Source organism: Chromobacterium haemolyticum (assembly GCF_009936155.1).
GTDB lineage: Bacteria > Pseudomonadota > Gammaproteobacteria > Burkholderiales > Chromobacteriaceae > Chromobacterium > Chromobacterium haemolyticum.
Genome location: NZ_AP019312.1, coordinates 2,491,909 through 2,516,692, shown reverse-complemented (window position 1 = coordinate 2,516,692; position 24,784 = coordinate 2,491,909). Strand labels below are relative to the sequence as shown.

Genomic DNA, 24,784 nt, shown 5'->3' with positions numbered 1-24,784 from the left:
TGGATGCAAGAAAGCGCCCTGGCCTGGGCCGAAACTCCGGCCGAGTCCGATCCAGTGCTGCGCGCGCTGCGCGTGGGCGCGCCTACGCCGCGACCCAGCCAGGAATGGCTGCCGGCGCGGGTATGCACGCAAGGCGAGAAGGACGGCGAATGGCTGGTCCGGCTGCCGTCCGGCGCGCTGCGCCAGGCGCGCGCCGCCTTCAGTTGCCTGGTGCGGCCGCAACGCGGCGATCTGGTGCAACTGGCTGCGGCGGATGAGGCTTGCTGGGTGTTGGCCATCCTGGAGCGCCCGCAGCCGGGCGGGGTTTGCCGCTTGGAACTGGGCGCGGCCAGCGTGCAGTTGCACGCCGCCGAACTGCATCTGTGCGCCGACGGCGAGCTGAGCCTGAGCGGCAGGCAGCTCAACAGCCGCGCCCAGGCCATCGCCACCGCGGCGCAGGAGCGGCAGACCCATATCGGCGGCACCGACGCCGAGCACTGCGGCAGCCTGTTGCTGCACGCGGACCGCCACATGGGGCTGCACGCCAAGAGCACCGCGCTGAGTTCGGCTTCGCTGTTGAAGCTGGACGCCGGTCAAATCCACGTAGCCTAAAGGAGAAACGCGATGTTCGCCAATTGTTCCGCCGGCGGCATGGCCCTGGCGGCTTCCGACGTGTGCAAGACCCCGCCGCTGGGGATTCCGTCCACCTACGCCAATATCGCCAACAAGCCGGAGGCGGTGCCCAATGTGCCGACCATCATTTACGCCGGCGGCCCGGTGCACAATCTCAACACCATCATTCCGATGACTCACGGCGACGAGGGCGGCTCCATGGGCGGGGTGGCCTCCGGCACGGTGGCGGCGTTGTCCCGCCACGTGACCGGCTCCGGCAAGGTGCTGATCCAGGGCGCGCCGCAAACGCGGCTGACCGACACCAATCTGCCCAATAACCAGAATACCGCCGGGCAGACGGTGGCGCCTTCCCAGACCATCACCATGACTTTGAGCTAATGACCTCTTTTCCCTTTGTCCGGCGCGCGCTGCTGCTGTGCGCGCTGGCCGGCCTGGCGGGTTGCTCCTCGCTGTTCTCCTCGCGCGGCGACGACGGGCCGCGCCAGTTGCACGTCACCCTGGTGGGCGGCGGCCAGCTCAACAATAGCGGCGGCGGACCGCGGCCGGTGCAGGTCTGCCTGTACGTGGTGCGCGAGGCCAACTGGCTGCCGCCGGCCGGGCTGGAGGATTCCAGTTGCGCCCAGCGCGGCCGCGAAGTGGCGGCCGAATCCCGCCACGTGGTGGCGCCCAATCAGGTGCAGCAAGTGCTGCTGCCGGCCTCCGGCTCGGACCCGGTCTGGCTGCTGGCGGACGCCGATTTCGCCAGCAAGCCGCCCGGCTACGCGCCGCTGCGCATCCGGGTGGACGGCCGTCAGCTGATCCATCTGGCGGTGCTGCTGGAACGCAACCGCATCGTCGACGCGCTGCGGCCCGCCGCCGCGCCGTTGGCGGACACCCCCGCGTCGACCCCGGCCGCGTCGCCGCCGCCGGCCAAGCCCTCCCGCAAGCCTTGGCGCAAGACGCGCAAGGCGCCCATCGCCCATTTGGAGGAAAGCCCATGAGCGCTTTGCCAGTAGGACCCGTCGCCTGGAGCGACGGCATGTTGATAGAAACCCAGCATTTTCAGCAGCAGGAACGCCACTTGGCTCATCAGTTCGGCCTGCGCCTGCGTCAGACCTCCAACCATGGCTGGGGCTTTTCTCTGCTGGATGTGGACAGCGACGGTTTGGGGCTCGGCCGCTTGGGCCTGCGCGCGGCCGAAGGCATATTGCCGGACGGCACCCCGTTCGCGCTGCCGGCGCACGACCCTTTGCCGGCCCCGCTGGACACCTCGGACGCCCAGGCCGGCGACATTGCCTGCCTGGCGCTGCCGGCCGCCGGTTGCGGCGGCCCGGAAATGGCCTTTGGCGACGCGTCTGCGGCCGCGCGCTACCGCGCAGCCGCCACCGAGGTGCCCGATCTCAGCGTGGGCCTGGACGCGCCGGGCTCGCCGCGCCGCCTGACGCTGGAAACCGGCCGCATGATGACGCGGCTGTGCTGGCAATCGCAATTGCGCGCCGAGGAAACCGCCTTGCCCTTCGCCCGGGTGGCGGGGCGCAGCAGCGCGCTGACGCTGTTGCTGGACCCGCGTTTCATCCCGCCGCTGCTGGACAGCCGCGCCCACCAGACGCTGCGAGCGCTGATCGAGGAGTTGCAAAGCACGCTGCAAGTGCGGCTGGCCGGCAGCGCCGGCTTGCGAGTGCTGTCCGCCGGCGGCGGCCTGGCGGACCTGGTGGAGTTGATGCTGCGCCAGGGCATCGCCGAATACCGGATGCGCTTGGCTCACCTGGACGCCTTCAACCCGCTGCCGCCGGCCTTGCTGTTCCAGGAGTTGATCGGCCTGCTGGGCCGGCTCAGCGTGCTGCCCGGTGTGGACGAGGCATTGGCCGAGCGACAGTTCGCCTACCGCCATGATGAGCTGCAAGCCAGCTTCGAGCCGCTGGCCGCCACCTTGCGCTACGCGCTGGCCAGGGTGATCGAAACCCCGGTGCTGCCGCTGAAGTTTGAAGACCGCGGCGACCAAGTGCATGTCTGCGTGGTGGACCGCCAGTGGAAGCTGCAGAAGATGGTCTTCGCCTTCTCCGCGGCGATGCCGGCGGACAAGCTGCGCCAGCTCTTGCCGCAGCAGGCCAAACTGGGCGCGGTGGAACAGATCCAGAAGCTGGTGGACCTGCAATTGCCGGGCGCGCGCCTGATTCCGGCGCCCAATCCGCCGCGCCAGGTGCCGTACTACGCGCAGAGCGTGTATTTCGAAGTGGAATCCAGCGACCCGTTCTGGGCGCAGGCCTTCGCCGGCTCGGCGCTGGCGCTGCGCATCGTCGGGGACTTCCAGGATATGCGGTTCGAGGCCTGGGGGCTGCGCGAAGGCAAGGTCGCTTAGAACCTGTTTACGACCTGCCGCGCAGCTTAGCGGGGTCGTAAAACAGGCTCAAAACCAAGATAGCCGAAAGAGTGAACGAAAATGAATCTGCTGCACAATTTTTCCTCCATCTTCCGCCGGGCCTCCGCCGCGCACCTGAACAGCGGCATGCTGGAGGGCGCGATGCGCAGCCGGCTGGAAAACCTGCCTTTGCTGATGCCGGGCCAGCAAGTGTCCACCTTGGGGGCCGAAGCCGAACCGGAAGCCTTGAACGCGTTGCCGCTGGCCCTCCCACCCGCCGCGCCGCCGACGGCGGGCGCGGGCAGGGCGCAGGCGGAGACCGACGGCGCGCCGGTGATCTATCAGCGCTCCGGCGCGCGGGGGGGCCTGCTCAAGGCCGGCTTGCAACAGGCGCAATGGGACAACCCCTTCATCTCCCACGCCTTGCCGGCGGTGCTGCAATTGCAGCGGCTTCAAGGCGGCGCGGCGGAGAGCCAGGCGCAGATCCGCGCCCAATTGGGCCTGGAACTCAAGCTTTACCGAGAACGGCTGGCCGCGTCCGGCTGCGAGTGGCAGCAGGCTCAGGACGCCTCCTATCTGCTGTGCACCTATCTGGACGAAGTCTGCAACGACGCGGCGCGCGGCGCCGGCCAACAGCCCTACGACGGCGAGCGCAGCCTTTTGGTGGAGTTCCACGACGACGCCTGGGGCGGGGAGGACGCCTTCGCCGACCTGCAGCGCTGGCTGCGCCACGAGCCGGCGCCCACCCCTTTGCTGGAGCTTTACGAGTTGGTGCTGGCCTTGGGCTGGCAGGGCCGCTACCGGGTGCTGGAGCGCGGCGAGGCGTTGCTGCAGGATTTGCGCTCGCAGCTGCATGCCGCGATCTGGCGCCAGCGGGAGCCGGAGCCGCTGGGCGCGGAATTGATCGCGCCGCCGCCCCCGCCGCCGCCGCCGGAGCCCGAAGCGCCCCCTCGCCAGCGCTGGCTGACGCCCTTGCGAGGCGGCGCCATCGCGCTGGGCGTGGTGGCGCTGGCCTACGGCGCGGCCAACATCAGCCTGGATCTGCTGGGCCGGCCGATACGCGAAGCCCTGGCGGCCTGGACCCCGCCGCTGCGCAGCATCAATCTGGCCACCACCTTGCCGCCTCCGCTGCCGCAGCTGCTGTCCGAAGGCTGGCTGGTGGCCTATAAGCACCCGCAGGGCTGGCTGCTGGTCTTCCGTAGCGACGGTGCTTTCGATGTAGGCAAGGCCGAAGTGCGCGCCTCCTTCCAGAAAAACATCGAACGGCTGGGTCAGGCTTTCGCGCCGTGGCCGGGCGATCTGGAGGTGATAGGCCACACCGACCGCCAACCCATCCAGACCAGCGCCTTCCCCAGCAATCAGCGCTTGTCCGAGGCGCGCGCGCGCTCGGTGGCGGACTCTCTGCGCCAGACCGCGATCCCCGGCGGCGCGCAAGCGCCCGACAACGCGGTGGCGCGCCGCATCGACTCCTCTGGACGCGGCGACAGCGCGCCGTTGGACGCGGCGCAGACCCCAGCCGCCTATGAACGCAACCGCCGCGTCGACGTGTTGTGGAAAGTGGCCGACGCCGCCAAGGGCGCACAGGCCCAGCCGTCCGTCCCCCAAGCCCAATCCCCGCAGACGCCCGCCCCGCTGGCGCTGGCGCCCGGCGTCGGCATAGGCAACGGGCCCAGCCCGCTTGAGCCCGGCTATAAGGAGCAACAACCATGATCCGGCAAAGTATGCGCGTGTTGATCGCGCTGTTGATCGCGCTGGCGATCTGGTGGATAGGACCGCTGATTTCCATCGGCGTCTACCGGCCGCTGGGCTGGGCGCTGCTGCGGCAAATCTTAGTCGCGGCAGCGTTGATCTGGGGCTTCTGGCCGCTACTGAGCTGGCTGTGGGGCCGGCTGACCGCCGCGCCGCGTTCCTTCCGCCGCGCGCCCAAACCGGCACCCGAGCCTGAGCCGGACCCCGGCCCGCCGGACTACATCAGCGACACTTTGCAGCAACTGGAACGCCAGCTGAGCCGCCGCGGCGGCGCGCCGCTGCCGTGCTATCTGCTGTTGGGCGCCGCCGGCAGCGGCAAAAGCAGCTTGTTCTCCTGGACGCTGCGCGATGGAGCGGAGCCGGCGGCGGCGATAGGACAGGGACTGGGACTGGACTTCCGCCTGTCCTCTGACGCGGTGTGGCTGGACACTCAGGGCCAGTGGAATGTCGGCGAAGGTTACGACCAGGAGGCCGCGGCCGCCTGGGACAAGCTGCTGGCCGGCCTAGTCGCTTTGCGCGACAAGATCCGCGTCAGCGGAGTGGTGCTGTGCGTGGGCGGCGATGATTTGATCTCGATGGCGTCCAAACGCCGTCAGCAAATGGCCGCCACCTTGCGCCAACGCCTGCTCAAGCTGCGCGACGGGCTGGGCCGCACCCCCAACGTCTACCTGGCGCTGACCGGGACGGACCGGCTGGACGGCGCGTTGGCGATGCTGAACCAGATGCGGCCGGAGCGGTGGGCGCGCGGCATCGGCTTCCCGCTGCCGCTGGAAGCCGGCGCGGACGCCGCCGGGGCCTGGGCGCCGGCCATGCGCGGCCTGGAACAGCGGGTTCAGCGCCAGGTGCTGTTCGCCGCGCCCTTGGCCGGCGAGGTGGAGGCCAATCACGCCCAGCTGCGCTTCGTCGAGGCCCTGGGCCGGCTGCGCCAGGCCTTGCAGGGCTTGCTGCCGCCGCTGTTCGCCCGCGACGGCGACGAAGACGCCGCCCATTTGCGCGGGCTCTGGCTGGGGTCGGTGGCGGAAGTGGCCGACATTGAAATCGACGGCCCGGAGCCGACGACGCGGCCCTTGGGCGAGCTGTGGACGCCCTTGCTGCGGCAGGTGGCCGTGGAACGGCAATTGATGGAGCAGAACCTGACCGCGGCCGAACGCCAGGCGCGGGAACGGCCGGCTCCGCCCGCGCCGCCGTCGCGCAAGCGCCGGTTGCTGAACGCGCTGCGCTGGGCGGCTTTGCCGGCGCTGGCGCTGGCCTTGCTGGTCTGGGTGGCCTGGGGCTATTTCGCCGAGCGCAACTATCTGGAATACGTCTGGGCTCAGTTCAGCGAGGGCAAGACGCTGGCGCGGGAACAGGCCGGCAGCGCGCCCAGCGCCGGATCGCCGTTGCTGGCGGTGGCGGCGCAAATGCGCTACGCGCAGGCCCAGGCTGAAAGCGCCGAGCGCGGGATGAGGACGCCATACTTCGAGCACCGCCGCGTGGCTGAAACCGCCACCGCCACCTATCACCGCCACTTGCAGAAAACGCTGATGCCGGAACTGTACAACGAGGTGAAGCGCACCTTGCAGGCGCAGACCGAAGGCAGCCCCGGCGACATCTTCCTGACGCTCAAGGTCTATCTGATGTTGTGCCGGCCGCAGTACCGCTCCGCCAGCGCGGTGGAGCGTTGGATCTCCGGCCGCTGGGAAGCGCTGTCCGAAGGGCAGTACAACGACGAGGACCGGCGCATGCTGATCGCCGACGCGCGCGCGCTGATCACGCTGCCCGGCCTGCCGGCGGCGCCGGAGGACGCCAACCTGGTGCAGACCGCCCGCGCCCGCGCTTCGCAGATTCCGGTAGTGACTCGGGTGCTCAACCATGTGCGGGAGCAGGGCCTGCCGTCCCAGATACAGGACATCTCGCTGGCGCGCGCGGCGGGCTTTGGCTCGGCGATGAGCTTGCGCATGCGCAACAACGTGCCGGATACCGACAGCGCCGTTTCCGGCTGGTACACCCGCGCAGGTTATGTGGACGCCTTCCTGCCTCGGCTGGAGCCCAGCGCCCGCGCCATGCTGGAGGAGCAAAGCTGGGTGCTGCGCAACGAGCCGCTGCGCGGCAACGGCTTTGAGATCGACAGCCTGGTGCAGAAGCTGGCCGACAGCGCCCGCAATCAATATCTGCAGGACTACATCACCGCCTGGCAAAGCTTTCTGGCCAATGTCAGCGTGCGCTCCGTCACCGGCCTGGACGACGCCGCGCAGTTGGCGGCATCGATGATGAACTCGCAATCGCCGCTGGCCAATCTGCTGCGTTTCGCCGGACGCGAAACCATGTTGACCGGCAGCTACGACGGCGGCATGGATAGTTGGATAGACCGCCAGAAGGCGCGGCTGGAAAAAAGCCGCCGCTCTCTGGTGGGCGAGATCAACGGCGAGCGCTACCGCACCACCTTGCTGCCGGAGCACGCGGTGGAGGAGCACTTCCAGGCCTTGCGCCAGATCGCCAAGCAACTGGAGAAGAACGACAACAGCGGCAGCAATCCGCTGGCGCGGCTGTTCGATTCTTTGTACCGCCAGCTGGGCCTGGTCAACGGCGCCTTGCAAACCGGCCAAGTGCTGCCGGCGCAATACGATGTGTTCACCAAGCTGCGCGGCGACGCCGGCCTGCAGCCGGAGCCGGTGCGCGGCATCATGCTGGACCTGATCAACAACGGCAGCGCCGCCACCTCCAGCCAGACCCAGGCGGTGCTGAACAAGGGCGCGGCCGGCGCCACCCGCAGCGCCTGCGATCAGGGCCTGACCGGCCGCTACCCGTTCCGCCGAGGCGCCGGAGCGGACGCCAGCGTTGAGGGCTTTGAGCGGCTGTTCGCCCCGCAGGGCGCGATGGCGGTGTACTTCCGCGATCATCTGGCCGCCTATGTCGATACCTCGGTGACGCCGTGGAAGGCGCGCAGCGTGGACGGCGGCAAGCAGGCGCTGCTGAGCCAAGAGGTGATTGGCGCTTACGAAAGCGCCAGCCGCATCCGCGATGCGATGCTGGACGACGGCGGCCGCTTGCGGGTGCCCACGGTGTTGCGCTTCCTGGACATGGACCCGCAACTGGCCGAGGTGCAGTTGGACCTGGCCGGCCAGACTCTGCGTTTCGCCCACGGCGCCACCACGCCGCAGCGCATCGACTGGAACGGCCAGAGCCAGAAGCTGGCGATACGGCTGCAAATGAAGTCGGTGGACGGCCGCGTCAACACCTTGCAATACGACGGACCGTGGGCGCTGTTCCGCTTCTTCGACGCCGGCCGCGGCGTGGGCGGGACCGCGGACCGCCGCGAGCGACTGTATCAGGGCAGCCTGGGTTCGGTGCGCATAGAGTGGCAGTCGCTGTCCTCGCCGTCGCCGCTGTGGTCCGGGCTGATCCAGTCCTTCCGTTGCCCGCAAGGCGGCTGACGACGGTTCAGGGGCCGGCATCGTCGGCCCCGACAAGAGGGAGCCCGTTCAGCACAGCAGATTTTGAACGGGCGCCAGGCGGGTTTTTCCGCTGTTTGTTTCGTTCCATTACTCATTGAAAGGAAACACCATGACCAAGGCCGCAGAAAACATGATCAACCCGGCGGAAATCCTCAAGGCGTGCAGCGCCGCCCACCAGTACGGCCAGAGTGCCGGCGGCTCCATGGCCGAGCCGTTCATGAACGCGGTGCCGGGCATGAACATCGCCTCCGGCAGCAACGCCAGCAATCTGATCGGCAATGTGCAGGACGTGGGCCGCCAGATGCTGGACCACATGACGGCGATCAAGTCCGCGGTGGACAAGCAGGTGGCGGTGCACCAGGACCAGCAACGCCGGCAGAAGACTTACGATTTCCAGCCGGACATGTCCGATCTGCGCCCCAGCGACGCCAAAGGCTTCCCCACCGAAATGCCGGAAGCCTTCTTCGCGCCTTTCATGAAGAAATAGGCGCGACGGACAGGCAAGCGCCCGGGACGCGCGCATCCCGGGCGTTTGCGCCGACGCTCGTTTAGCCGCCGCTATCGGCGAATTTTTCCAGATAGAGATTGAGATGCTCGCAACCATGACGGCGCAGCCAGTCGCGCACCGCGTCCACCATCGGCGGCGGGCCGCATAGATAAATGTCGGCGGCCTGGGCGCGCAGCGCATCCGCGTCCAGGTGCTCGGGGATCAGCCCGCGCTTGCCGCTCCAGCCGTCTTCCGCCGCCATCACCACCGGATGCCAGGCAAAGCCGGGCAGCCGTTCGGCCAGGCCGCGCAGCCGCGGCTGCTCGCATAGATCGCCTTCGCGGTTGACGCCGTAGTACAGCGTCACCGGCTGGCCGCAGCCGCCTTGTTCGGCCAATTGCTCCAGCATGCCCAGAAAGGCGGACAAGCCGGTGCCGCCGGCCAGCATCAACACCGGTTTGTCGATGTGGCGCAGGTAGAAACTGCCCAGCGGCGCTTCCAGTTCGATGCGATCGCCGGCCCGCCAGCCGTTGCGAAGATAATTGCTCATCGCGCCGTCCGGCAGTAGCCGCACCAGGAAGCGCAGCTGCTTGTCCGGGGCGGGGGCGTGGGCGAAGGAGTAGGCGCGCCATTGCTCGCCGCCGGGCACGCGCAGCCGCGCGTATTGGCCGGGTAGGAAGGATAGCGCGCCCTCGGCGGCCGAGGCGTCCAGACACAGCACGGCGCAACTGTCCGATACCGGCTCCACCCGGCTCACCACGGCGGAGAGGCGGGCTGCCGGCGCGCTCCGGCACAGGCTGGAGTCGAAGTCGAAGGAAAAAGCGGCGTTGGACAACACCCTGGTCTGGCAGGACAGGATGCGGCGCTCCGCCAGTTCCTCCACGGACAGCGCCTCGGGATCGACGTAGTCCTGGCTGTAATCGCCGCGGTCGCAGCGGCCGCGGCAGGTGGCGCACACGCCTTCGCGGCAATCCATCGGGATCTTGATGCCCTGGCGCAGCGCGGCGTCCAGCAGCAGTTCGCCTGGCTTGGCCTCTAGAAACAGGGTATGGCCGTCGAGAAAATTCAAAGCCACTTGATGCATTTCGGTGTTTCCGCTTTGAGATTTCAGAGCGCGTTTACGATCTTGCGAGCTAGAGCCGTTGCGGCGGAGAAAGCGAAGTGCGCGGACGGCGCATAAGCATTTCTAAGCGGCAAAGGGCTTTCGACGCGCGGCAGATCGTAAACAGGTTCTCAGAGGTGGTAGAAATCCAGCACCGCGTTCACGGTATCGTTCAACAGCAGCACATGCTGGCGCCGGATCAACCAGTCGTCGCCGTTGCGCGCCAGCGTGTAAGCGGCTCGGCCGTAGAAATAACCAGTCTCGCCGAAGCGGGTGTAGAAAGTGGCCCAGTTGACGCGGGCTTCCACCAAACCATCAGCACCGCGTTCAACGCGTATATTGGTCAGCTGGTGCAAAGTGCGCGGCATTGGGTTGCAGGCGGCGGACTTGCCGGTGCGGATGCGGAATACCCTGTCCTCCAGGCCGGCGCGGCTGGCGTAGTAGATCAGCGACATCTCGCGCTTGGGATCAGTGGTGTAGACGTGTTCGGCGTCCCATTGCGGCACATGGTATTCGCAGTCCGGCGCGTAATTGGCCAGATAGCCGTCCCAGTCCTGGCTGTCGCACAGCTCGGCGTGGCGGTAGAGAAACTGTTCCACTTGGTAATGAAGTTCGATGTTCATCGCTAGGCTCCCTCGGCGGCGGCGCGCCGCGCCAGCCCTTGCAGCAGGAACTGCCGCCAGGCGCTGTGCTGGTTGACGTACAGGCCTTCATGGGTGATTTCGGTCCCGGTCAGGCAGGGGGCGATGCCCAGGGTTTCGCTATTGGGCGTGGCGCCGGTCTGCCAGCGCGGGTACCCGCGCGAGATGTCGCTCCAGCGTTCCAGCCGCGCCTGGAAGCCGCGCTGGGCCTCGCGGAATTCGGTCAGATCGTCCGGCGTGCCCATGCCGGACACATTGAAGAAGTCCTCGAACTGGCGGATGCGGTTTTCGCGGTCGGCGGCGGATTCGCCCTTGACGCCCAAACACTGGCTTTGCACCAGAGTCTTGTTCCAGGCCAGCGGGCGGATGATGCGCAGCTGGGAGCTGATCTGGTCCATGAAGAACAAGCTGGGATAGATATTGAGGTTGCGCAGCCGGTGCATCATCCATTCCGCCTTGGCCTGACCGTGCTCGGCCACCAGGCGCGGCATGATGCCGGCGTAGCCCGGCCGCACCGCCGGGTTGGGCATGTCGCTGAACAGCACGCTGTGGCCGTTGGGGAAGGAAAACCAGCCGTCGTCGGTGGCGGCGTCGCCGGCGCCCAGCTTGCTGTAATCCAGCGTGGCGGCCTGCGCCTCGCCTTGCTGGCGGCAGACCTCCTGGCGGTGCTGCACCGTGGCCACGTAGTTGTAGTGCACGGTGCTGACGTGATAACCGTCCAGGCCGTTTTCGTTTTGCAGCTTCCAGTTGCCATCGTAGGTATAACTGGATTTGCCGGGCAGCACTTCCAGCTCGCCGTTGGGGGACTGCGCCACCATCATGTCGAAAAAGACCTTGGCGTCGCCCAGATAATCTTCCAGCGAGTCCGCGCCGTCCGGGTCCAGGCTGACGAAGACGAAGCCCTTGTAGCTGGCGATCCGCGCCTGTTTGAGCGACCGGGCGGCCCTGTCGAAGTCCGCCGGATATTCGCCCGGGGCCTTGACCTTGAGCAGACGGCCGTCGTTCTTGTAGCACCAGGCGTGGAACGGGCAGGTGAAGGTGGATTGATTGCCTTTGCACTGACGCACCAGGGTGGCGCCGCGGTGCTGGCAGGCGTTGATCAGCGCGTGCAGCCCGCCGTTGCCGTCCCGGCTGATGATCAGCGGCTGACGGCCGGCCTGCACGGTGATGAAGTCGTTGGGCGCGGCGATTTCGCTTTCGTGACAGGCGTAGATCCAGACTTTCTCAAAGATCAGCTCCATCTCCAGATCGAACAGCTGCGCGTCGGTGAACATGTCGCGGGCGATGCGGTAGACGCCGTCGTCCGGACGAAAGTCCAGGCAGCCGCCGACGAAGCTGCGCCATTGCTCCGTGGTGCGGAAGGTTGTGCTCATCGTAATCTCCTTTCTGCATTCCCGCGGCCTCGCCGCATCGGACGGGGCCGCGGTTTCAATCAGCCCATCAGCCCTGGGCGCGGGCGCGGCTCACCTCGGTGGAGGGCGCCGGCGCCGCTTCGCGGTGCAGGGTGAAGTTGAACTCGATGCGAGCGAAAGGCTTGCCGACGCCGCTCTGACGCAGTTCCTCCGCCGCGCTGACGCGCTGGATCTCCGGCACCAGCCCTTCGCGCGAGCCGAAGGCGAAGTCATCCCACAGATACGGATCGTCCTGGATGTTGATCTGGGTGGTCAGTTTGCGAAAGCCCGGCGCGGAAACGAAGAAATGCACGTGAGCCGGGCGGTGGCCGTGGCGGCCCAGCTGCCGCAGCAGGCGGTCGGTGGGGCCGTCCGGCGGCACGCTGTAGCCACAGGGCATGATGCTGCGGAAGCGGTAGCGGCCCTGATCGTCTGTGCGGATGCTGCGGCGCAGATTGAAAGCGCTCTGAGTCTGGTCGAAGTAGGAGTAATTGCCCAGACTGTTGGCGTGCCACACTTCCACCAGAGCGTGCGGCACCGGCTGGCCGGCGCTGTCTCGCACCTGGCCGCGCATGAACAAGGGCTCGCCGTCGTCCTTGCCGTCGTCCAGCCGCGCCTCGCATTCGCACAAGGGCGCGCCGGCCACGTAGAGCGGCCCTTCTATGGTGCGCGGCGTGCCGCCGAGCAGGCCGGCCTTGCGCTCGGCCTCGTCGGCGCGCAGGTCCAGGAAGTGTTCCAGCCCGAGCCCAGGCACGATCAGCCCCAGCTCGCCGCTGCGGCCGGCGTCGGCCAGCAGTCCCACCGCGCTCCAGAATTCCGACGGCTGGATGTCGAAATCCTCGATCGCGTAGCACAGCTCGCGCATCAGTCGGTTGACGATGGCGCGGGTGCGCGGGTTGGCCTTGTCGGTGGCCGGTTGGTCAAAGCGTTGCAGCAGGGCGTCGATTTCGGCGCGTTCCATGGTGTTTCTCCTTTGTTGACGGGCGGGGCGGGGGTCTTGTGTTTTGGTGCCGCCGCGGTGGACCGGTAAAGCGGGCGCCTAGCGGTCGTCGGCGTGGATGCTGGACGGGTGCCGGTTCAAGGGCCGCACCTCGATGCGCATGAAGGGAAATAAGGGCAGGCTGGACAACAGCTGATGCAGCTCTTCGGCGTCGGCGACGTCGAATACGCTGATGTTGGCGTACTGGCCGCTAAGCCGCCACAGGTGCCGCCACTGGCCGCTGCGCTGCAGCGCCTGGGCGCGTTCGCGCTCGTCCAGCTTCAAGGCCGCCGCCCGCTCCGGGTCCAGGTCGTGCGGCAGGCTGACTTGCATTTCCACATGAAACAGCATGGTGGTCTCCTTGTGATGTCGGGTTTCAGACCGCGTGCAAGCGCGGCGCGGTCCGGTCGCGGCGCAGGGCCGCCAGCTTGTCCAGGTCCGGCCTCACGCCCAGGCCGGGGCCGGATGGCAGGCGCAGCTCGAAATCGCGGTAGCAGAGCGGCTCGGTCAGTAATTCCTCGGTCAGCAGCAGCGGGCCGAACAGCTCGCTGCCCCAGTCCAGCTGTTCGAAAGTGGCGAACAACTGGGCCGAGGCGATGGTGCCGATGCCGCCCTCCAGCATGGTGCCACCGTAGAGGCCCAGGCCGTTGACGGCGGCGATCTCGGCCACCTGGCGCGCGGCGAACAGGCCGCCGGACTGCGCAATCTTCACCGCGAACACATCGGCGGCGTCCTGGCGCGCCAGCTGGTTGGCGTCGGCCGGGCCGTGCAGGGATTCGTCGGCCATGATGGGCACCGCGAAGCGGCGCGCCAGCCGGGCCAGCGCCGCCGGGTGTTCACGCGGCACCGGCTGTTCGATCAGCTCCACGCCGCCGTCTTGCAGCGGGGCGATGGCGCGCTCTGCCTGCATCTCGCTCCAGGCCTGGTTGACATCGACGCGGACGCTGGCGCGGCCGTCCAGCGCGCGGCGGATGGCCAGCACGTGGGCGACGTCTTCCTCCGGCGCGCGCAGGCCTATCTTCAGCTTGAACACGCGATGGCGGCGCTGTTCCAGCATGGCCTCGGCCTCGGCGATGTCGCGGCCGGTGTCGCCGCTGGCCAGCGTCCAGGCCACCGGCAGGCTGTCGCGCACCCGGCCGCCCAGCAAGTCGCTCAGCGGCACGCCCAGCCGCCGCGCCTGGATGTCCAGCAGCGCGGTTTCCAGAGCGCACTTGGCGAAACGGTTGCCGCGGGCGCCGCGGCGCAGCTTGAGCAGCAGGCGGCCGACGCCGCGGGCATCCTCGCCCAGCAGCAGCGGCGCCAGGTGGCGGTCGATATTGGTCTTGACGCTTTCCGGGCTTTCCTCGCCATACTGCAGCCCGCCTATGGTGGTGGCCTCGCCCCAGCCTTCCTGCCCGTCGCGGCAGCGGATGCGCACCAGGGCCAGCGTCTGGCTGCGCATGGTGGCCACCGACAGCTGGTGAGGGCGGATGGTGGGCAGATCGACCAGAATGGCCTCCACCGTGTCTATCGCGGTATCAGGTCTCAAGATTGCGCTCCCGTGGTTTCGGATATCATGCAAGCCTGTGGAACCATGGGTCCAACACCGTTTTCGTCTGCTTCCATACCTGTGAGGTATTGAATGGAATTGCGCCATCTGCGCTACTTCGTCGCCGTCGCCGAGGAGCTCAACTTCACCCGCGCGGCGGAACGGCTGCATATCGCTCAGCCGCCGCTGAGCCGGCAGATCCAGCAACTGGAGGAGGAACTGGGCCTGTTGCTGCTGGACCGCGGCGCGCGGCCCTTGCAACTGACCGAGGCCGGCCGCTTCTTCTACGCCCAGGCGCGCAATCTGCTGGCCCAGGCCCAGGGCATGCGCGCCATGACGCGCAAGATCGCGCTGGCGCGCCGTCAGCTGGTGATAGGTTATGTCGGCTCCACGCTGTACCGGCCGCTGCCGGAAGTGATACGCCGCTTTCGCGCCATCCACGCCGACACCGAGCTGTCCTTGCTGGAAATGACTTCGATGGAGCAAGTGGAGGCGCTGAAGGCCGGCCGCATCGACGTAGGCTTCGGCCGGCTGCTGTTCGACGACCCGGCGGTGGAGCGCGAGGTGCTGGCCGAGGAGGCCTTGTGGCTGGCGCTGCCGCTGGAACACCCGCTGGCGCGGCGCGAGGGTCCGCTGCGCTTGCGCGACGCGGCGGAGGAAACGGTGCTGATCTATCCGCGTCAGCCGCGGCCCAGCTATGCCGACCAGGTGCTGGCCGCCTTCCGCCAGCGCGCGCTGGAGCCGGCTTACGCGCTGGAGGTGCGCGAGCTGCAAGCCGCGCTGGGCCTGGTGGCCGCCGGCATGGGGGTATGCGTGGTGCCGGCCAGCGTGTTGCGCTTGCGCCGCGACGACGTGGTCTACCGGCCGTTGACGGACGAGGGCCTTGTGTCGCCGCTGATCATGAGCGCGCGGCGCGGAGACTGCTCCGAGGAACTGGCCCTGATCCGGCGGCTGTTGCGCGAGCTGTTGCCGCGCGAGGAGACGCTGGAGGAGTAGGGCGTTGGCGCGGGTTCATGTCTTATTGCGGAACTCGCTTGGAGATAAGCCAAGCTGGCGCTTGAAGCAGCGACAGAAATAAGCGGGATCGTTGAAGCCGAGATCATAGGCCACGCGGCTGATCGGCCAGGCGCTGTAAGCCAGCATGCGGCGCGCCTCCAGCATCAGGCGCTCCTGCGTCAAGGCGAAGGCTGTTTTCCGGCTCAGCTTGAGGCTGGCGCGGTTGAGCTTGCTGGCCGTCACGCACAAGGCGTCCGCATAGCGCGGGATGTCCCAATGTTCACGATAGCGTTCTTCCAGCAAGGCGTGGAAACGGGCCAGCAAATCGCGCTCGGCCGGGTACCCGCCGCCGCCGGCGTCCTGCTCGTCGACCAGGCGCGCCAGCATCAGCAGAATGGCCTTGAGCAAGCAGTCCACCATCAAGTCCTGGCCGCGTTGCGGCCAGTGCAATTCGGCCAGCAATTGGCCAAACAAGGATTCGATGCGTTCCCTGGCCGGCCAGTCCCGTCGCAGATCCACCAGCCTGGGCGCTTGCAGCAGAGGCCGCAGCAAGGCGCCGGCTTGATCCGGATCGTGGATCAGCGCGCTTTCGGCCACGGTCAAGACAAAGCCCTGCGCCTCTTCCAGAAAACTGAAGCCATGCACCGTCGCCGGCGGCAGGCAAATGGCCGCCGGTCCGCTCAGCGGATATTCCCGGTCGTCGATGCGAGCCTTGACTTCGCCGTCCAGCAGGCAAAGCAACTGGAACAGGCCGCGATGACAATGGTCGACGATTTCCCAGTCGAAGCGGCGGCTGCGCGAGCTGAGCAGCTCGAGATGCAGAAACGCCGCGTCTGTGACGCTGCTCTCTTCGCCATACAGGGTGAATTCCGGCGCGCGGTCCATGCGGCTCTCCCGAATCAAGACTGAGCAAATAGTACAAGTCTTTGTCAGCTTGCTCCATTTAGCACGTTCCCGGTAGCGGCTAGGATTTCCCTGGCAAATCAATGTATTCGGCTGCACGGTTTTTCGCCGTCATTGCTGCGGCGCAATATGCGGTGGCTTGGCATTGCCGCAATCGTGCAAGCCTTGTCACGCTCTTCATGGAGGCTTGCCATGCGTACATCCGTGGGTATCATCGGCGCCGGCCCTGCCGGCCTGCTGCTGGCGCAGTTGCTGCAGCGGCACGGCATCGATTCCGTGGTGCTGGAGGCGCGGGGGCGCGCCGAGATCGAATCGACGGTGCGCGCCGGCGTGCTGGAGCCGGGGACGGTGGAATTGCTGGCGGAGGCCGGCGCGGACGCGCGGCTGCGTCGCCTGGGGCAGGAGCACCGCGGCATAGCGCTGGCCTTCGACGGCGGCCGCCACCGCATCGACTTGTACGCGCTGACCGGGCGCGCCATCACCGTCTACGCCCAGCACGAGTTGCTGAAGGATTTGATCGCCGCGCGGCTGGAGGCCGGTGGCGGGCTGTTGTTCGACTGCCCGGTCACGGCGCTGGAGGCTTTCGACGGCAGCGGCCCGGCCCGGATACGCTACCGCGACGCCGGCGGCGAGCGGGCGCTGGAGTGCGACTTCATCGTCGGCTGCGATGGTTTTCACGGCATCGCGCGCCAGGCGCTGGGCGAGCGCGAACCGCCTTGGCAGCGGCAATACCCGTTTGCCTGGTTCGGCATTCTGGCGGCGACGCCGCCCTCGGCTCCGGAACTGATCTATGCCTGCCATGAACGCGGTTTCGCCCTGGTCAGCACCCGTTCGCCCACGCTGCAGCGGCTCTACTTCCAGTGCGCGCCGGACGACAGCGTGGACGCCTGGCCGGACGCCAGGATCTGGGACGAATTGCAGGCCAGGGTGCCGGCCGCCGATGGCGTGGCCCTGGAGCGGGGGGAGATCCTGCACAAGAACATCGTCGCGATGCGCAGTTTCGTCGCGCGCAGCTTGCAGCGCGGCCGGCTGTTTCTGGCTGGCGACGCCGCCCACATCGTGCCGCCCACCGGCGCCAAAGGACTCAACCTGGCCGCGGCCGACGTGCGTTTATTGGCTTTGGCCCTGGTAGAACATTTCCGGAACGGCAGCGAAGCGGCGCTGCTCGATTACAGCCGGCGCGCCTTGCGCCGCATCTGGCGCGCCGAGCATTTTTCCTGGCGGCTGACCGGCTTGCTGCACGCTTTTCCCGATGCCGGCCCGTTTGAACGCGAGATGCAGCGCGCCGAGCTCGACTACCTGGTGTCCTCGCGCGCGGCGGCCACCAGCCTGGCCGAGAACTATGTCGGCATGCCCAGGGACTGGGACTGAGCCGTCAACAAGCAAGAGCCTGTTCAAAGGAGAGGTCATGAGCAAACCGCCGCTGGATGTGCAGACCATCATCGACGAGCGTTTCAGCCCTTGTCAGCGCCTGTTGTTGGCGCTTTGCTTCCTGGTGGTGGCGGTGGATGGCTTCGATACCGCCGCCGTCGGCTATATCGCGCCGGCCCTGGTGCAGGAGTGGGGCGTGCCGCGCGCCGCGCTGGGGCCGGTGCTGAGCGCGGCCCTGTTCGGCCTGGCGCTTGGCGCATTGAGCGCCGGGCCGCTGGCGGACCGCTACGGCCGCAAATCCGTGCTGCTGGCCTCGGTTCTGTTCTTCGGCGCCGGCAGCCTGGCCAGCGCCTTCGCCGCCACGCTGGAGCAATTGACCGCCTTACGTTTTCTGACCGGCCTGGGGCTGGGCGCGGCGATGCCCAATGCGGTGACGCTGATGTCGGAATTCGCGCCGGCCCGCTACCGAGCGGTGCTGGTGAACGCGATGTTCTGCGGCTTTCCGCTGGGCGCGTCGGCGGGCGGGGTGCTCGCCTCCTGGCTGATTCCGCATTACGGCTGGCGCAGCGTGCTCTTGCTCGGCGGCCTCGCGCCGCTGGGGCTGGCCGTGCCGCTGTGGCGCTATTTGCCGGAGTCCGTGCGCCACATGGCCGCCCACGGCGCGCCGGCGGCGCGTATCCGCGGCGTGCTGGAGCGCATCGCCGGGCGCGATCTGTCCGCCGAGCCCGGCTTTGTCGCCGCCGAGCCGGCGCTGGGCGGGCGCTCGGCGGTGGGCGTCGTCCTGGCGCCGGCCTACCGGCTGGGCTCGCTGATGCTGTGGCTGGCTTACTTCATGGGGCTGCTGATTTTTTATCTGCTGACCAGCTGGCTGCCCATCCTGATCAAGGACGCCGGCTTCACCATCAGCCAGGCCGCGCTGATGACGGCCCTGTTTCCGCTGGGCGGCGGCATCGGCACCCTGGCCGCGGGTTATCTGATGGACCGCTTCAACCCCAACCGGGTGGTGGCGCTGGGTTATGCCTTGACCGCGGCGCTGATCTTCGCCGTGGGGCAGGGCACGGCGACGATGCTCAGCCTGGGCGGCTTGATCTTTCTGGCCGGCACGGCGATGAACGGCGCTCAATCGTCGATGCCGGCCTTGGCCGCCGGCTTCTACCCCACCCATGGCCGCGCCACCGGCGTGGCCTGGATGCTGGGCATCGGGCGCTTTGGCGGCATCGCCGGCGCCTTGCTGGGCGGCGAGCTGCTGCGCCGGCAGCTGGAACTGGACACCATCTTCGCGCTGCTGGCGATTCCGGCGGCGCTGGCCACCGCTGCCTTGCTGTGCAAGCAGCGCTTTGCCGCCGTGGCGGCGCCCTTCGACGCAGCCCGGCCCGCAACGTCGTCGCTGCCAACCTCAAACGAACAGGAGCAAGCCCATGTGGATACCCGCTCAGAGCGCGGATGAACTTTACCCGCGGGATCATCGCGATCATCCGCCGGCATTGACGCCGGACTACAAGAGCAGCGTGTTGCGCGCGCCGCGCCATGCGCTGATCGCCTTGCAGCATTCGCTGTCGGAAATCACCGGACCGGTCTTCCATGGCGAAGAGCTGGGCGCGCTGGATCACGATCTGACGCGCAATTACGCGCGCCAGGGCTCGCCGATAGGCGAGCGCATCATCGTGCACGGTTTTGTTCGCGACCAGAACGGCCGTCCGGCGCCCAATACCCTGGTGGAAATATGGCAGGCCAACGCCGGCGGCCGCTACCGGCATCGCAAAGACCAGTACCTGGCGCCCATAGATCCCCATTTCGGCGGTTGCGGCCGCGCGCTGACCGACGAAAACGGCTATTACTTCTTCCGCAGCATCAAGCCCGGTCCCTATCCATGGCGCAACCGCGCCAACGATTGGCGGCCGGCCCACATCCATTTTTCCCTGTCCGGCGCCGCCTATGCGCAGCGCTTGATCACTCAGATGTATTTCGAGGGCGATCCCTTGATCGCCAGTTGCCCCATTGTCGGGACCATAGGCGACGAGGAGCAGGTGCGGGGGTTGATCGCGCAACTGGATCGCAGGGCGACAGTGCCTTTCGACAGCCTGGCCTATCGTTTCGACATCGTGTTGCGCGGCCGGCGCGCCACCTTGTTCGAAAACCGCGTTCAAGCCACGCAGGAGGATTTATGAATCCGCTTCCGATTCCGCAAGCCGTGCTGCGCGAAACCGCCTCCCAAACCGCCGGGCCCTATGTTCATATCGGCCTGGCGCCGCAACAGGCGGGTTTCGATATTTTCCAGTGTCGCTTGGGCTCCAGCCTGCTGGCGGACGGTCTGGAGGGCCAAGCCATCGTCCTGCATGGACAAGTGCTGGACGGCGCCGGCGCGCCGGTGCGCGACGCGCTGCTGGAAATCTGGCAGGCGGACGCCCACGGCCGCTATGCGGGAGCGGAGGCTGGAGGCTTCCGCGGCTGGGCACGCGCCTGCACCGATTTCGACAGCGGGGGCTACCGCTTCGACACGATCAAGCCGGGTCGGGTGATGGGTCGGGACGGCCGCTGGATGGCGCCGCACATCAATGTCTGGCTGGTGGCGCGCGGCATCAATCTCGGCCTCCATACCCGGATTTACTTCGCCGACGAGGCCGAGGCCAATGCCGCGGACCCGGTGTTGAACCTGATCGACGGGGAAGCAAGGCGGCAAACCTTGCTGGCGTTGCCGGACAGCTCCAGCGACGGACTCGCCTACCGTTTCGATATCCACCTGCAAGGGGAGCGGGAAACAGTGTTCTTCGAGTTGTAAGGGCCGCGCAATCAGCTGTCCAAGGCCGCTTCGAGGACACGCGTTTTCAAGCGGCTCCGCCCGGCCCAGGCGATCAAGGCCATCAGCACGCCGGCGACCAGCGTCACGCCGAAACCGGCGCGCACGCCGGCGTGGTCCACCACCCAGCCGGTCACCGCCGCGCCCAAGGCCACGCCGCTGGCCAGACCGGTGATCAGCCAGGTCAGGCCCTCGGTCAACTGAGCCGGCGCCACCATCTCCTCCACCAAGCCCATCGCCACGATCATGGTGGGCGCGAAGAACACCCCGGCCAGCAGCATGCCCGCGCCCAGCAGCCACAGATTGGAAACCAGCAGCAAGGGCAGGGTGGCCAGCGCGGTGGCGGCGGCGGCCCAGACGAAGAGCCGCGGCAGCGGCATGCTGAGCTTGCGCGCGCCGAACAGCAGGCCGGCCAGGCAGGAGCCGATCGCGTACACCGACAAGACGATGCTGGCCGCCGCCGGCTGCCCTTGCTGCTGGGCGAAGGCGACGCTGATCACGTCCACCGCGCCGGCGATGGCGCCCAACGCCAGCAGGGCTAGGATCAACACCCGCATGCCGGCCAGCGCAGCAACGGAGCCGCGGCGTTCCCGCGCGCCGGGGTGCACCGGCGGTTCGGTGCCGGTTTGCGCGCAGAAGGCGGCGACGCCGCCGGCCAGCAGCACGGCGGCCAGCAAGGGCCCGGCCTGCGGAAACGCCGCCACGCTCAGGCCAACGGCAATGGGCGGGCCGACGATGAAGCAAACCTCATCCAATACCGATTCCAGCGAAAACGCGGTGTGCAGTTGCGGCGAGCCGCGATAGATCTCGGTCCAGCGCGCGCGCGCCATCGCCGACATGCTGGGCATGCAGCCGGCGAGGGCGGCGGAAACGAACAAGGTCCACACCGACCATTGCGCCCAGCTGCAAAACAACAGCGCCAGCATCGCCGTCACGCTGAGCGCGGTGGCGGCCGGCAATACCCGACGCTGGCCGTAGCGGTCCACCAGTCTGGAGATCTGCGGCGCCAGCAACGCCATCGAAAAGGTGAAGGTGGCGGCGACGGCGCCGGCCAGCCAATAGGAGCCGGAGGTTTGCGACAACATGGTGATGATGCCGATGCCGGTCATGGAGATTGGCATCCGCGCTACCCAGGCGGCGGCGGAGAAAGCCAAGCTGCCGGGATGGGAGAACAGGCTAAGGTAGGGGTTGGCCATCGGGTTTCCTTGTGACGGACGATGTGAATACAGCCCGTCCGCTGTTTTAATATACGCGACGTATGTTAAACTAATCGACATACATTCCGTATGTCAAATGCGGGGTAACGACCCAGGCGGCAACAGGAGAACGCGATGGCAGGCAAAACGCGCAGCGAAACCATGGAGGAAACCCGGAACCGGCTGCTGCAGTCTGCGCGCCGCAGCTTTGGCGTCGATGGTTACGCCGCGACGGTGATGGACGAGTTGACCGCCGCCGCTGGCGTGACTCGTGGCGCGCTCTACCACCACTTTGGCGACAAGAAGGGCTTGCTGTTGGCGGTGGCCCAGGCGCTGGACGCCGAGATCGAGGCCGGCCTGGCGCGGGCGGAGTGCGAGGCGGCGGACCCGTGGCAGGGTTTCAAGCGCCGTTGCCGCGCTTACCTGCAAGCGGTCACGCAGCCGGAGGCGCAACGCATTTTGCTGTATGATGCGCCGGCGGCGCTGGGCGCCGAATACGTGCAGGCCGGCCAGCGGCAGTGCGTCGGGGCCATCGCCGAGCGCTTGCGCGCGCTGATGGACGCCGGCCTGATCCGCCCCGCCGATCCTCAGGCGCTGGCGCGCTTGATCAACGGCGCGCTGGTGGAGGGTGCTTGCTGGGCGTCCGGCGCCGAGCAGCCGGCGGCGGCGCTGGCTCAGACGCTGGACGCGCTGGAGATCTTGCTGGAAGGGTTGCGGCTAAGCGCCTGAGCCGTCGCCGCCGTCGCAGTACGAGGCGGCCAAGGCTTCTTCCGCCAGCTGGAAGGCGGTGTTCGCGGCCGGCACGCCGCCATATATCGCCACCTGCAGCAGAGTTTCCTTCAGTTCTTCCCGGCTGACGCCGTTGTTGCGCGCCGCGCGCAAATGCAGCTTCAGCTCCGCCTCTCTGCCCAGCACCGCCAGCATGGCGATGGTGATCAGGCTGCGCTGTCGGCGCGATAGGCCAGGACGATCCCAGATCTCGCCCCAGGCGTAGCGGGTGATCAGGTCCAGGAAATCGCCGTTGAAGTCGCTGCGTCCAGCCTGGCTGCGGTCCACGTGGGCGTCGCCAAGCACTTCCCGGCGTATGCCTTCGCCCTGGCGCAGTCGTTCTTGTTCATCCATCCGTTCGCTCCCGATAACGACGCAAGACCCGCGCCACCATGGCATCGGCCGCGCCCAGGTTTTGAGAAGGCTCCAATAGCGTGCTCAATTCGTCGTGGCTCAGCAAGGCCGACAATTCGGGGTGGCCGCGCAGCGCGTCGGCCAGGCTTTCCCCGCGTAGGCGCGCCTGTTGGCAGCACTCCGCCACCAACTGATGCGCGCGCGCGCGGCCCAGCCGCTCTCCCAAGGCCATGGTCACCGCTTCCGCCATGATCAGGCCGCCGCTGGCGGCAAGATTGCGGCGCATGGCGTCGGGCCGGACTTCCAGCCCGCGCAACAGCTCCACCGCCTGGCGCAAGGCCCCGGCGCACAAGCACAGCAGCTCAGGCAGCGTTTCCCACTCCGCATGCCAGCCGCCCAGGCCGCGCTCCTGCTCCTGAACCTGGGCCGTCAGCAGGGTGGCGGCCAATCCCGGCGCCCGCGCGGCGGCGGCCAGCATCACCGCCGAGGCCACCGGATTGCGCTTGTGCGGCATGCTGGACGAGCTGCCGCGGCCAGCTTGTTCCGGCTCGCACAACTCGGCGATTTCGGTTTGCATCGACAAGGACACATCGCGGCCCAGCTTGCCCAGGGTGCCGCACAAGAGCGCGCACCAGCAGGCCAATTCGGCCAGGCGGTCGCGCTGGCTGTGCCAGGGCAGGTCCGGCGCGGCGAGATCCAGCCGCCGCGCCATCTGCTCCGCCACTGCCAGACCATGCGGCTGCAGCGCGGCCAGGGTGCCGACCGCGCCGCCCAATTGCAGCGTCAGCAGGCGCGGGCGCAGCTGCCGCAAACGCTCGCGCTGGCGCAGCAACGCGTCCAGCAGGCCGGCGAGCTTCAAGCTCAAGGTGGTGGGCGGTGCCTGTTGCAGCCAGGTGCGCCCGGCCATGATCTCGTTGCGGTGTCGCGCGCAGCGCTCCGCGCAGAGCTCGATCAAGACGTCGAGATCGGCGCCGACGTCCTCGAGCGCCCGCCGCAGTTGCAGCACCAGCGCCGTGTCCAGCACATCCTGGCTGGTGGCGCCCCAGTGCACGAAGCCGGCGGCGCCGGCATCGTCGGTGGCGACCAGCGCCGTCAGCTGGCGGACCAGGGGAATCGCCAGATTGCCGGCCAGCGCGGCGTCGGCCGCCAGCCGGACCGGGTCTATCAGCGCGGCGCGGCAATGCGCGGCAATGGCTTCCGCCGCGGCCGGCGGAATCACGCCGACGGCGGCCTCGGCCCGCGCCAGCGCGGCCTCGACGTCCAGCATCGCCTGGATGGCGGCGGCAGGGGTGAAAGCCTGACTTCCGGCGCCGGGGCGGAACAAGGGACTGAGCAGTTCCATTGGCATCCTTGCTTCAGCGCGCGTCGAGAAAAGCCAGCATGGCCTGTTCGAAGGCGAGCGGGGCTTCCAGATTGGACAGATGGGAGGCCGGCAGCAGCGCCAGCCGGGCCTGCGGAATGGTCGCGGCCATGGCTTCCGCTTCCGCCGCGGTGGTGACCGGATCGAGCTGGCCGGCAATCAATAAAGTCGGCGCGGCGATGCGCGGCAAGTCGGCGCGCAGGTCGGCGTCGGCCAGCGCCTCGCAACAGGCGGCGTAGCCGCCCGGCGAGGTGGCCGCCAGCCAGGCGCGCGCCTGCTCGACGATGTCCGGCGCCTGGACGCAAAAATCGGCGCTGAACCAGCGTTGATGCGCGCTAGCGGCCAGCGCGGCCAGGCCCTCGGCGCGCACCTGGGCGGCGCGCTGCCGCCAGGCTTCGCTTGCGCCTATCTTGGCCGCGCTATTGCTGACGATCAGACACTGCAGGCGCTCCGGCGCGTGAACGCCCAGCCACAGGCCGGTGAGGCCGCCCATCGAGATGCCGCAAAAGTGCGCGCGCTCGATATCCAGCGCATCCAGCAAGGACATCGCGTCGCCGGCGAGATCCGCCAGCCGGCACGCGGCGCTGGCCGTGCTGGCGCCGTGGCCGCGGGTGTCGTAACGCAGCACGCGGTAATGCCGGCTCAGGGCCGCCAGTTGCGGCCGCCACATGTCCAGCGTGGTGCCCAGGGAGTTGGACAGCAAGAGTGTCGGCGCGCCAGTCGGCCCGTCCAGTTGATAGTGCAGCGAATGGCTGGCCAGTTTCAATATGGGCATGGG

At 67.9% G+C, this 24,784-nt stretch carries 24 protein-coding genes; 13 read left to right on the top strand and 11 right to left on the bottom strand.

Annotated features, from left to right (window positions below; genetic code table 11):
- Positions 1–3 precede the first annotated feature (3 nt).
- From GYH29_RS11490 to GYH29_RS11460, 7 genes are all read left to right on the top strand, one after another.
- Positions 4–591 (top strand): DUF3540 domain-containing protein, encoded by a 588-nt coding sequence (locus tag GYH29_RS11490; protein ID WP_161523791.1) that lies wholly within the window; start codon positions 4–6, stop codon positions 589–591.
- Between the two features lie 12 nt (positions 592–603).
- A complete protein-coding gene (locus GYH29_RS11485) occupies positions 604–990 on the top strand; it encodes a DUF4150 domain-containing protein (protein WP_043593253.1) in 387 nt (128 codons plus the stop codon).
- Positions 990–1,592, top strand: coding sequence for a type VI secretion lipoprotein TssJ (locus tag GYH29_RS11480; RefSeq protein WP_081574576.1), 603 nt, complete (start codon positions 990–992; stop codon positions 1,590–1,592). Before GYH29_RS11485 ends, GYH29_RS11480 begins: the two co-directional genes overlap by 1 nt.
- Positions 1,589–2,950 carry a type VI secretion system baseplate subunit TssK gene (tssK, locus tag GYH29_RS11475; RefSeq protein ID WP_043593250.1) on the top strand — a complete coding sequence of 454 codons (1,362 nt, stop codon included), beginning with the start codon at positions 1,589–1,591 and terminating at the stop codon, positions 2,948–2,950. The genes GYH29_RS11480 and tssK overlap by 4 nt, the downstream gene beginning before the upstream one ends.
- An 81-nt stretch (positions 2,951–3,031) precedes the next feature.
- Positions 3,032–4,660, top strand: coding sequence for a type IVB secretion system protein IcmH/DotU (icmH, locus tag GYH29_RS25030; protein ID WP_161523790.1), 1,629 nt, complete (start codon positions 3,032–3,034; stop codon positions 4,658–4,660).
- Positions 4,657–8,112 carry a type VI secretion system membrane subunit TssM gene (gene tssM, locus GYH29_RS11465; protein WP_161523789.1) on the top strand — a complete coding sequence of 1,152 codons (3,456 nt, stop codon included), beginning with the start codon at positions 4,657–4,659 and terminating at the stop codon, positions 8,110–8,112. Before icmH ends, tssM begins: the two co-directional genes overlap by 4 nt.
- A 130-nt stretch (positions 8,113–8,242) precedes the next feature.
- On the top strand, positions 8,243–8,620 hold the full coding sequence (locus GYH29_RS11460; protein ID WP_019100973.1) for a DUF6277 family protein: 378 nt from the start codon (positions 8,243–8,245) through the stop codon (positions 8,618–8,620).
- 61 nt (positions 8,621–8,681) lie between these two features.
- Here GYH29_RS11460 and antC read toward each other — a convergent pair whose 3' ends face one another.
- The 6 genes from antC to GYH29_RS11430 form a co-directional block, all read right to left on the bottom strand.
- The gene (gene antC, locus GYH29_RS11455) at positions 8,682–9,704 is read right to left on the bottom strand and encodes an anthranilate 1,2-dioxygenase electron transfer component AntC (RefSeq protein WP_043593248.1); all 1,023 of its coding nucleotides are present in this window, start codon (positions 9,702–9,704) and stop codon (positions 8,682–8,684) included.
- Between the two features lie 149 nt (positions 9,705–9,853).
- Complete coding sequence (gene antB, locus GYH29_RS11450; RefSeq protein WP_081574579.1) at positions 9,854–10,345, bottom strand: anthranilate 1,2-dioxygenase small subunit; 492 nt, start codon at positions 10,343–10,345, stop codon at positions 9,854–9,856.
- A gap of 2 nt (positions 10,346–10,347) precedes the next feature.
- Positions 10,348–11,736: an anthranilate 1,2-dioxygenase large subunit gene (gene antA, locus GYH29_RS11445; protein WP_019100976.1), complete on the bottom strand. Its 1,389-nt coding sequence runs from the start codon at positions 11,734–11,736 to the stop codon at positions 10,348–10,350.
- Between the two features lie 67 nt (positions 11,737–11,803).
- Positions 11,804–12,715 (bottom strand): catechol 1,2-dioxygenase, encoded by a 912-nt coding sequence (catA, locus tag GYH29_RS11440; RefSeq protein WP_019100977.1) that lies wholly within the window; start codon positions 12,713–12,715, stop codon positions 11,804–11,806.
- Between the two features lie 78 nt (positions 12,716–12,793).
- Complete coding sequence (gene catC, locus GYH29_RS11435) at positions 12,794–13,084, bottom strand: muconolactone Delta-isomerase (RefSeq protein WP_019100978.1); 291 nt, start codon at positions 13,082–13,084, stop codon at positions 12,794–12,796.
- Positions 13,085–13,109: 25 nt separating this feature from the next.
- Positions 13,110–14,261, bottom strand: coding sequence for a muconate/chloromuconate family cycloisomerase (locus GYH29_RS11430; protein ID WP_232060581.1), 1,152 nt, complete (start codon positions 14,259–14,261; stop codon positions 13,110–13,112).
- 93 nt (positions 14,262–14,354) lie between these two features.
- On the opposite strand from GYH29_RS11430, the gene GYH29_RS11425 reads away from it, so the two are divergent.
- Complete coding sequence (locus tag GYH29_RS11425; protein WP_019100980.1) at positions 14,355–15,257, top strand: LysR family transcriptional regulator; 903 nt, start codon at positions 14,355–14,357, stop codon at positions 15,255–15,257.
- 15 nt (positions 15,258–15,272) lie between these two features.
- Here GYH29_RS11425 and GYH29_RS11420 read toward each other — a convergent pair whose 3' ends face one another.
- On the bottom strand, positions 15,273–16,142 hold the full coding sequence (locus GYH29_RS11420; RefSeq protein WP_043593243.1) for a helix-turn-helix domain-containing protein: 870 nt from the start codon (positions 16,140–16,142) through the stop codon (positions 15,273–15,275).
- Between the two features lie 210 nt (positions 16,143–16,352).
- Here GYH29_RS11420 and GYH29_RS11415 point away from each other — a divergent pair, with 210 nt between their 5' ends.
- Genes GYH29_RS11415 through pcaG form a run of 4 tightly spaced genes read left to right on the top strand, consistent with a single transcriptional unit; the run spans position 16,353 to position 20,310 of the window.
- On the top strand, positions 16,353–17,531 hold the full coding sequence (locus tag GYH29_RS11415; RefSeq protein ID WP_081574584.1) for a 4-hydroxybenzoate 3-monooxygenase: 1,179 nt from the start codon (positions 16,353–16,355) through the stop codon (positions 17,529–17,531).
- Between the two features lie 37 nt (positions 17,532–17,568).
- A complete protein-coding gene (locus GYH29_RS11410; RefSeq protein ID WP_107731852.1) occupies positions 17,569–18,978 on the top strand; it encodes an MFS transporter in 1,410 nt (469 codons plus the stop codon).
- The gene (pcaH, locus tag GYH29_RS11405) at positions 18,950–19,699 is read left to right on the top strand and encodes a protocatechuate 3,4-dioxygenase subunit beta (protein WP_043593234.1); all 750 of its coding nucleotides are present in this window, start codon (positions 18,950–18,952) and stop codon (positions 19,697–19,699) included. The genes GYH29_RS11410 and pcaH overlap by 29 nt, the downstream gene beginning before the upstream one ends.
- Positions 19,696–20,310, top strand: coding sequence for a protocatechuate 3,4-dioxygenase subunit alpha (gene pcaG, locus GYH29_RS11400; protein WP_043593228.1), 615 nt, complete (start codon positions 19,696–19,698; stop codon positions 20,308–20,310). Before pcaH ends, pcaG begins: the two co-directional genes overlap by 4 nt.
- Positions 20,311–20,321: 11 nt before the next feature.
- Here pcaG and GYH29_RS11395 read toward each other — a convergent pair whose 3' ends face one another.
- Positions 20,322–21,524, bottom strand: coding sequence for an MFS transporter (locus tag GYH29_RS11395; protein WP_043593225.1), 1,203 nt, complete (start codon positions 21,522–21,524; stop codon positions 20,322–20,324).
- 135 nt (positions 21,525–21,659) lie between these two features.
- Here GYH29_RS11395 and GYH29_RS11390 point away from each other — a divergent pair, with 135 nt between their 5' ends.
- Positions 21,660–22,253, top strand: a complete 594-nt coding sequence (locus tag GYH29_RS11390) for a TetR/AcrR family transcriptional regulator (protein ID WP_043593224.1) — start codon at positions 21,660–21,662, stop codon at positions 22,251–22,253.
- On the opposite strand, the gene pcaC is transcribed toward GYH29_RS11390, so the two are convergent.
- From pcaC to pcaD, 3 genes are read right to left on the bottom strand one after another with little or no spacing between them, the layout of a single operon-like run.
- Positions 22,242–22,646 (bottom strand): 4-carboxymuconolactone decarboxylase, encoded by a 405-nt coding sequence (gene pcaC / locus GYH29_RS11385; protein ID WP_052052199.1) that lies wholly within the window; start codon positions 22,644–22,646, stop codon positions 22,242–22,244. The genes GYH29_RS11390 and pcaC overlap by 12 nt on opposite strands.
- Complete coding sequence (gene pcaB / locus GYH29_RS11380) at positions 22,639–23,988, bottom strand: 3-carboxy-cis,cis-muconate cycloisomerase (RefSeq protein ID WP_161523788.1); 1,350 nt, start codon at positions 23,986–23,988, stop codon at positions 22,639–22,641. The genes pcaC and pcaB overlap by 8 nt, the downstream gene beginning before the upstream one ends.
- 13 nt (positions 23,989–24,001) lie before the next feature.
- Entirely contained in the window at positions 24,002–24,781 is a 780-nt protein-coding gene (gene pcaD, locus GYH29_RS11375) for a 3-oxoadipate enol-lactonase (protein WP_161523787.1), read from the bottom strand.
- Positions 24,782–24,784 lie beyond the last annotated feature (3 nt).

Excerpts from the sequence above, each read along its gene's own strand:
- GYH29_RS11480 (WP_081574576.1), top strand. The coding sequence starts at position 990 with ATGACCTCTTTTCCCTTTGTCCGGCGCGCGCTGCTGCTGTGCGCGCTG.
- antA (WP_019100976.1), bottom strand. The coding sequence starts at position 11,736 with ATGAGCACAACCTTCCGCACCACGGAGCAATGGCGCAGCTTCGTCGGC.
- GYH29_RS11425 (WP_019100980.1), top strand. The coding sequence starts at position 14,355 with ATGGAATTGCGCCATCTGCGCTACTTCGTCGCCGTCGCCGAGGAGCTC.
- pcaC (WP_052052199.1), bottom strand. The coding sequence starts at position 22,646 with ATGGATGAACAAGAACGACTGCGCCAGGGCGAAGGCATACGCCGGGAA.
- icmH (WP_161523790.1), top strand. The coding sequence starts at position 3,032 with ATGAATCTGCTGCACAATTTTTCCTCCATCTTCCGCCGGGCCTCCGCC.
- GYH29_RS11410 (WP_107731852.1), top strand. The coding sequence starts at position 17,569 with ATGAGCAAACCGCCGCTGGATGTGCAGACCATCATCGACGAGCGTTTC.
- catA (WP_019100977.1), bottom strand. The coding sequence starts at position 12,715 with ATGGAACGCGCCGAAATCGACGCCCTGCTGCAACGCTTTGACCAACCG.
- pcaG (WP_043593228.1), top strand. The coding sequence starts at position 19,696 with ATGAATCCGCTTCCGATTCCGCAAGCCGTGCTGCGCGAAACCGCCTCC.
- catC (WP_019100978.1), bottom strand. The coding sequence starts at position 13,084 with ATGCTGTTTCATGTGGAAATGCAAGTCAGCCTGCCGCACGACCTGGAC.
- GYH29_RS11395 (WP_043593225.1), bottom strand. The coding sequence starts at position 21,524 with ATGGCCAACCCCTACCTTAGCCTGTTCTCCCATCCCGGCAGCTTGGCT.
- pcaB (WP_161523788.1), bottom strand. The coding sequence starts at position 23,988 with ATGGAACTGCTCAGTCCCTTGTTCCGCCCCGGCGCCGGAAGTCAGGCT.
- tssK (WP_043593250.1), top strand. The coding sequence starts at position 1,589 with ATGAGCGCTTTGCCAGTAGGACCCGTCGCCTGGAGCGACGGCATGTTG.
- pcaD (WP_161523787.1), bottom strand. The coding sequence starts at position 24,781 with ATGCCCATATTGAAACTGGCCAGCCATTCGCTGCACTATCAACTGGAC.
- GYH29_RS11490 (WP_161523791.1), top strand. The coding sequence starts at position 4 with ATGCAAGAAAGCGCCCTGGCCTGGGCCGAAACTCCGGCCGAGTCCGAT.
- GYH29_RS11415 (WP_081574584.1), top strand. The coding sequence starts at position 16,353 with ATGCGTACATCCGTGGGTATCATCGGCGCCGGCCCTGCCGGCCTGCTG.
- tssM (WP_161523789.1), top strand. The coding sequence starts at position 4,657 with ATGATCCGGCAAAGTATGCGCGTGTTGATCGCGCTGTTGATCGCGCTG.
- GYH29_RS11460 (WP_019100973.1), top strand. The coding sequence starts at position 8,243 with ATGACCAAGGCCGCAGAAAACATGATCAACCCGGCGGAAATCCTCAAG.
- antC (WP_043593248.1), bottom strand. The coding sequence starts at position 9,704 with ATGCATCAAGTGGCTTTGAATTTTCTCGACGGCCATACCCTGTTTCTA.
- pcaH (WP_043593234.1), top strand. The coding sequence starts at position 18,950 with ATGTGGATACCCGCTCAGAGCGCGGATGAACTTTACCCGCGGGATCAT.
- antB (WP_081574579.1), bottom strand. The coding sequence starts at position 10,345 with ATGAACATCGAACTTCATTACCAAGTGGAACAGTTTCTCTACCGCCAC.
- GYH29_RS11390 (WP_043593224.1), top strand. The coding sequence starts at position 21,660 with ATGGCAGGCAAAACGCGCAGCGAAACCATGGAGGAAACCCGGAACCGG.
- GYH29_RS11485 (WP_043593253.1), top strand. The coding sequence starts at position 604 with ATGTTCGCCAATTGTTCCGCCGGCGGCATGGCCCTGGCGGCTTCCGAC.
- GYH29_RS11420 (WP_043593243.1), bottom strand. The coding sequence starts at position 16,142 with ATGGACCGCGCGCCGGAATTCACCCTGTATGGCGAAGAGAGCAGCGTC.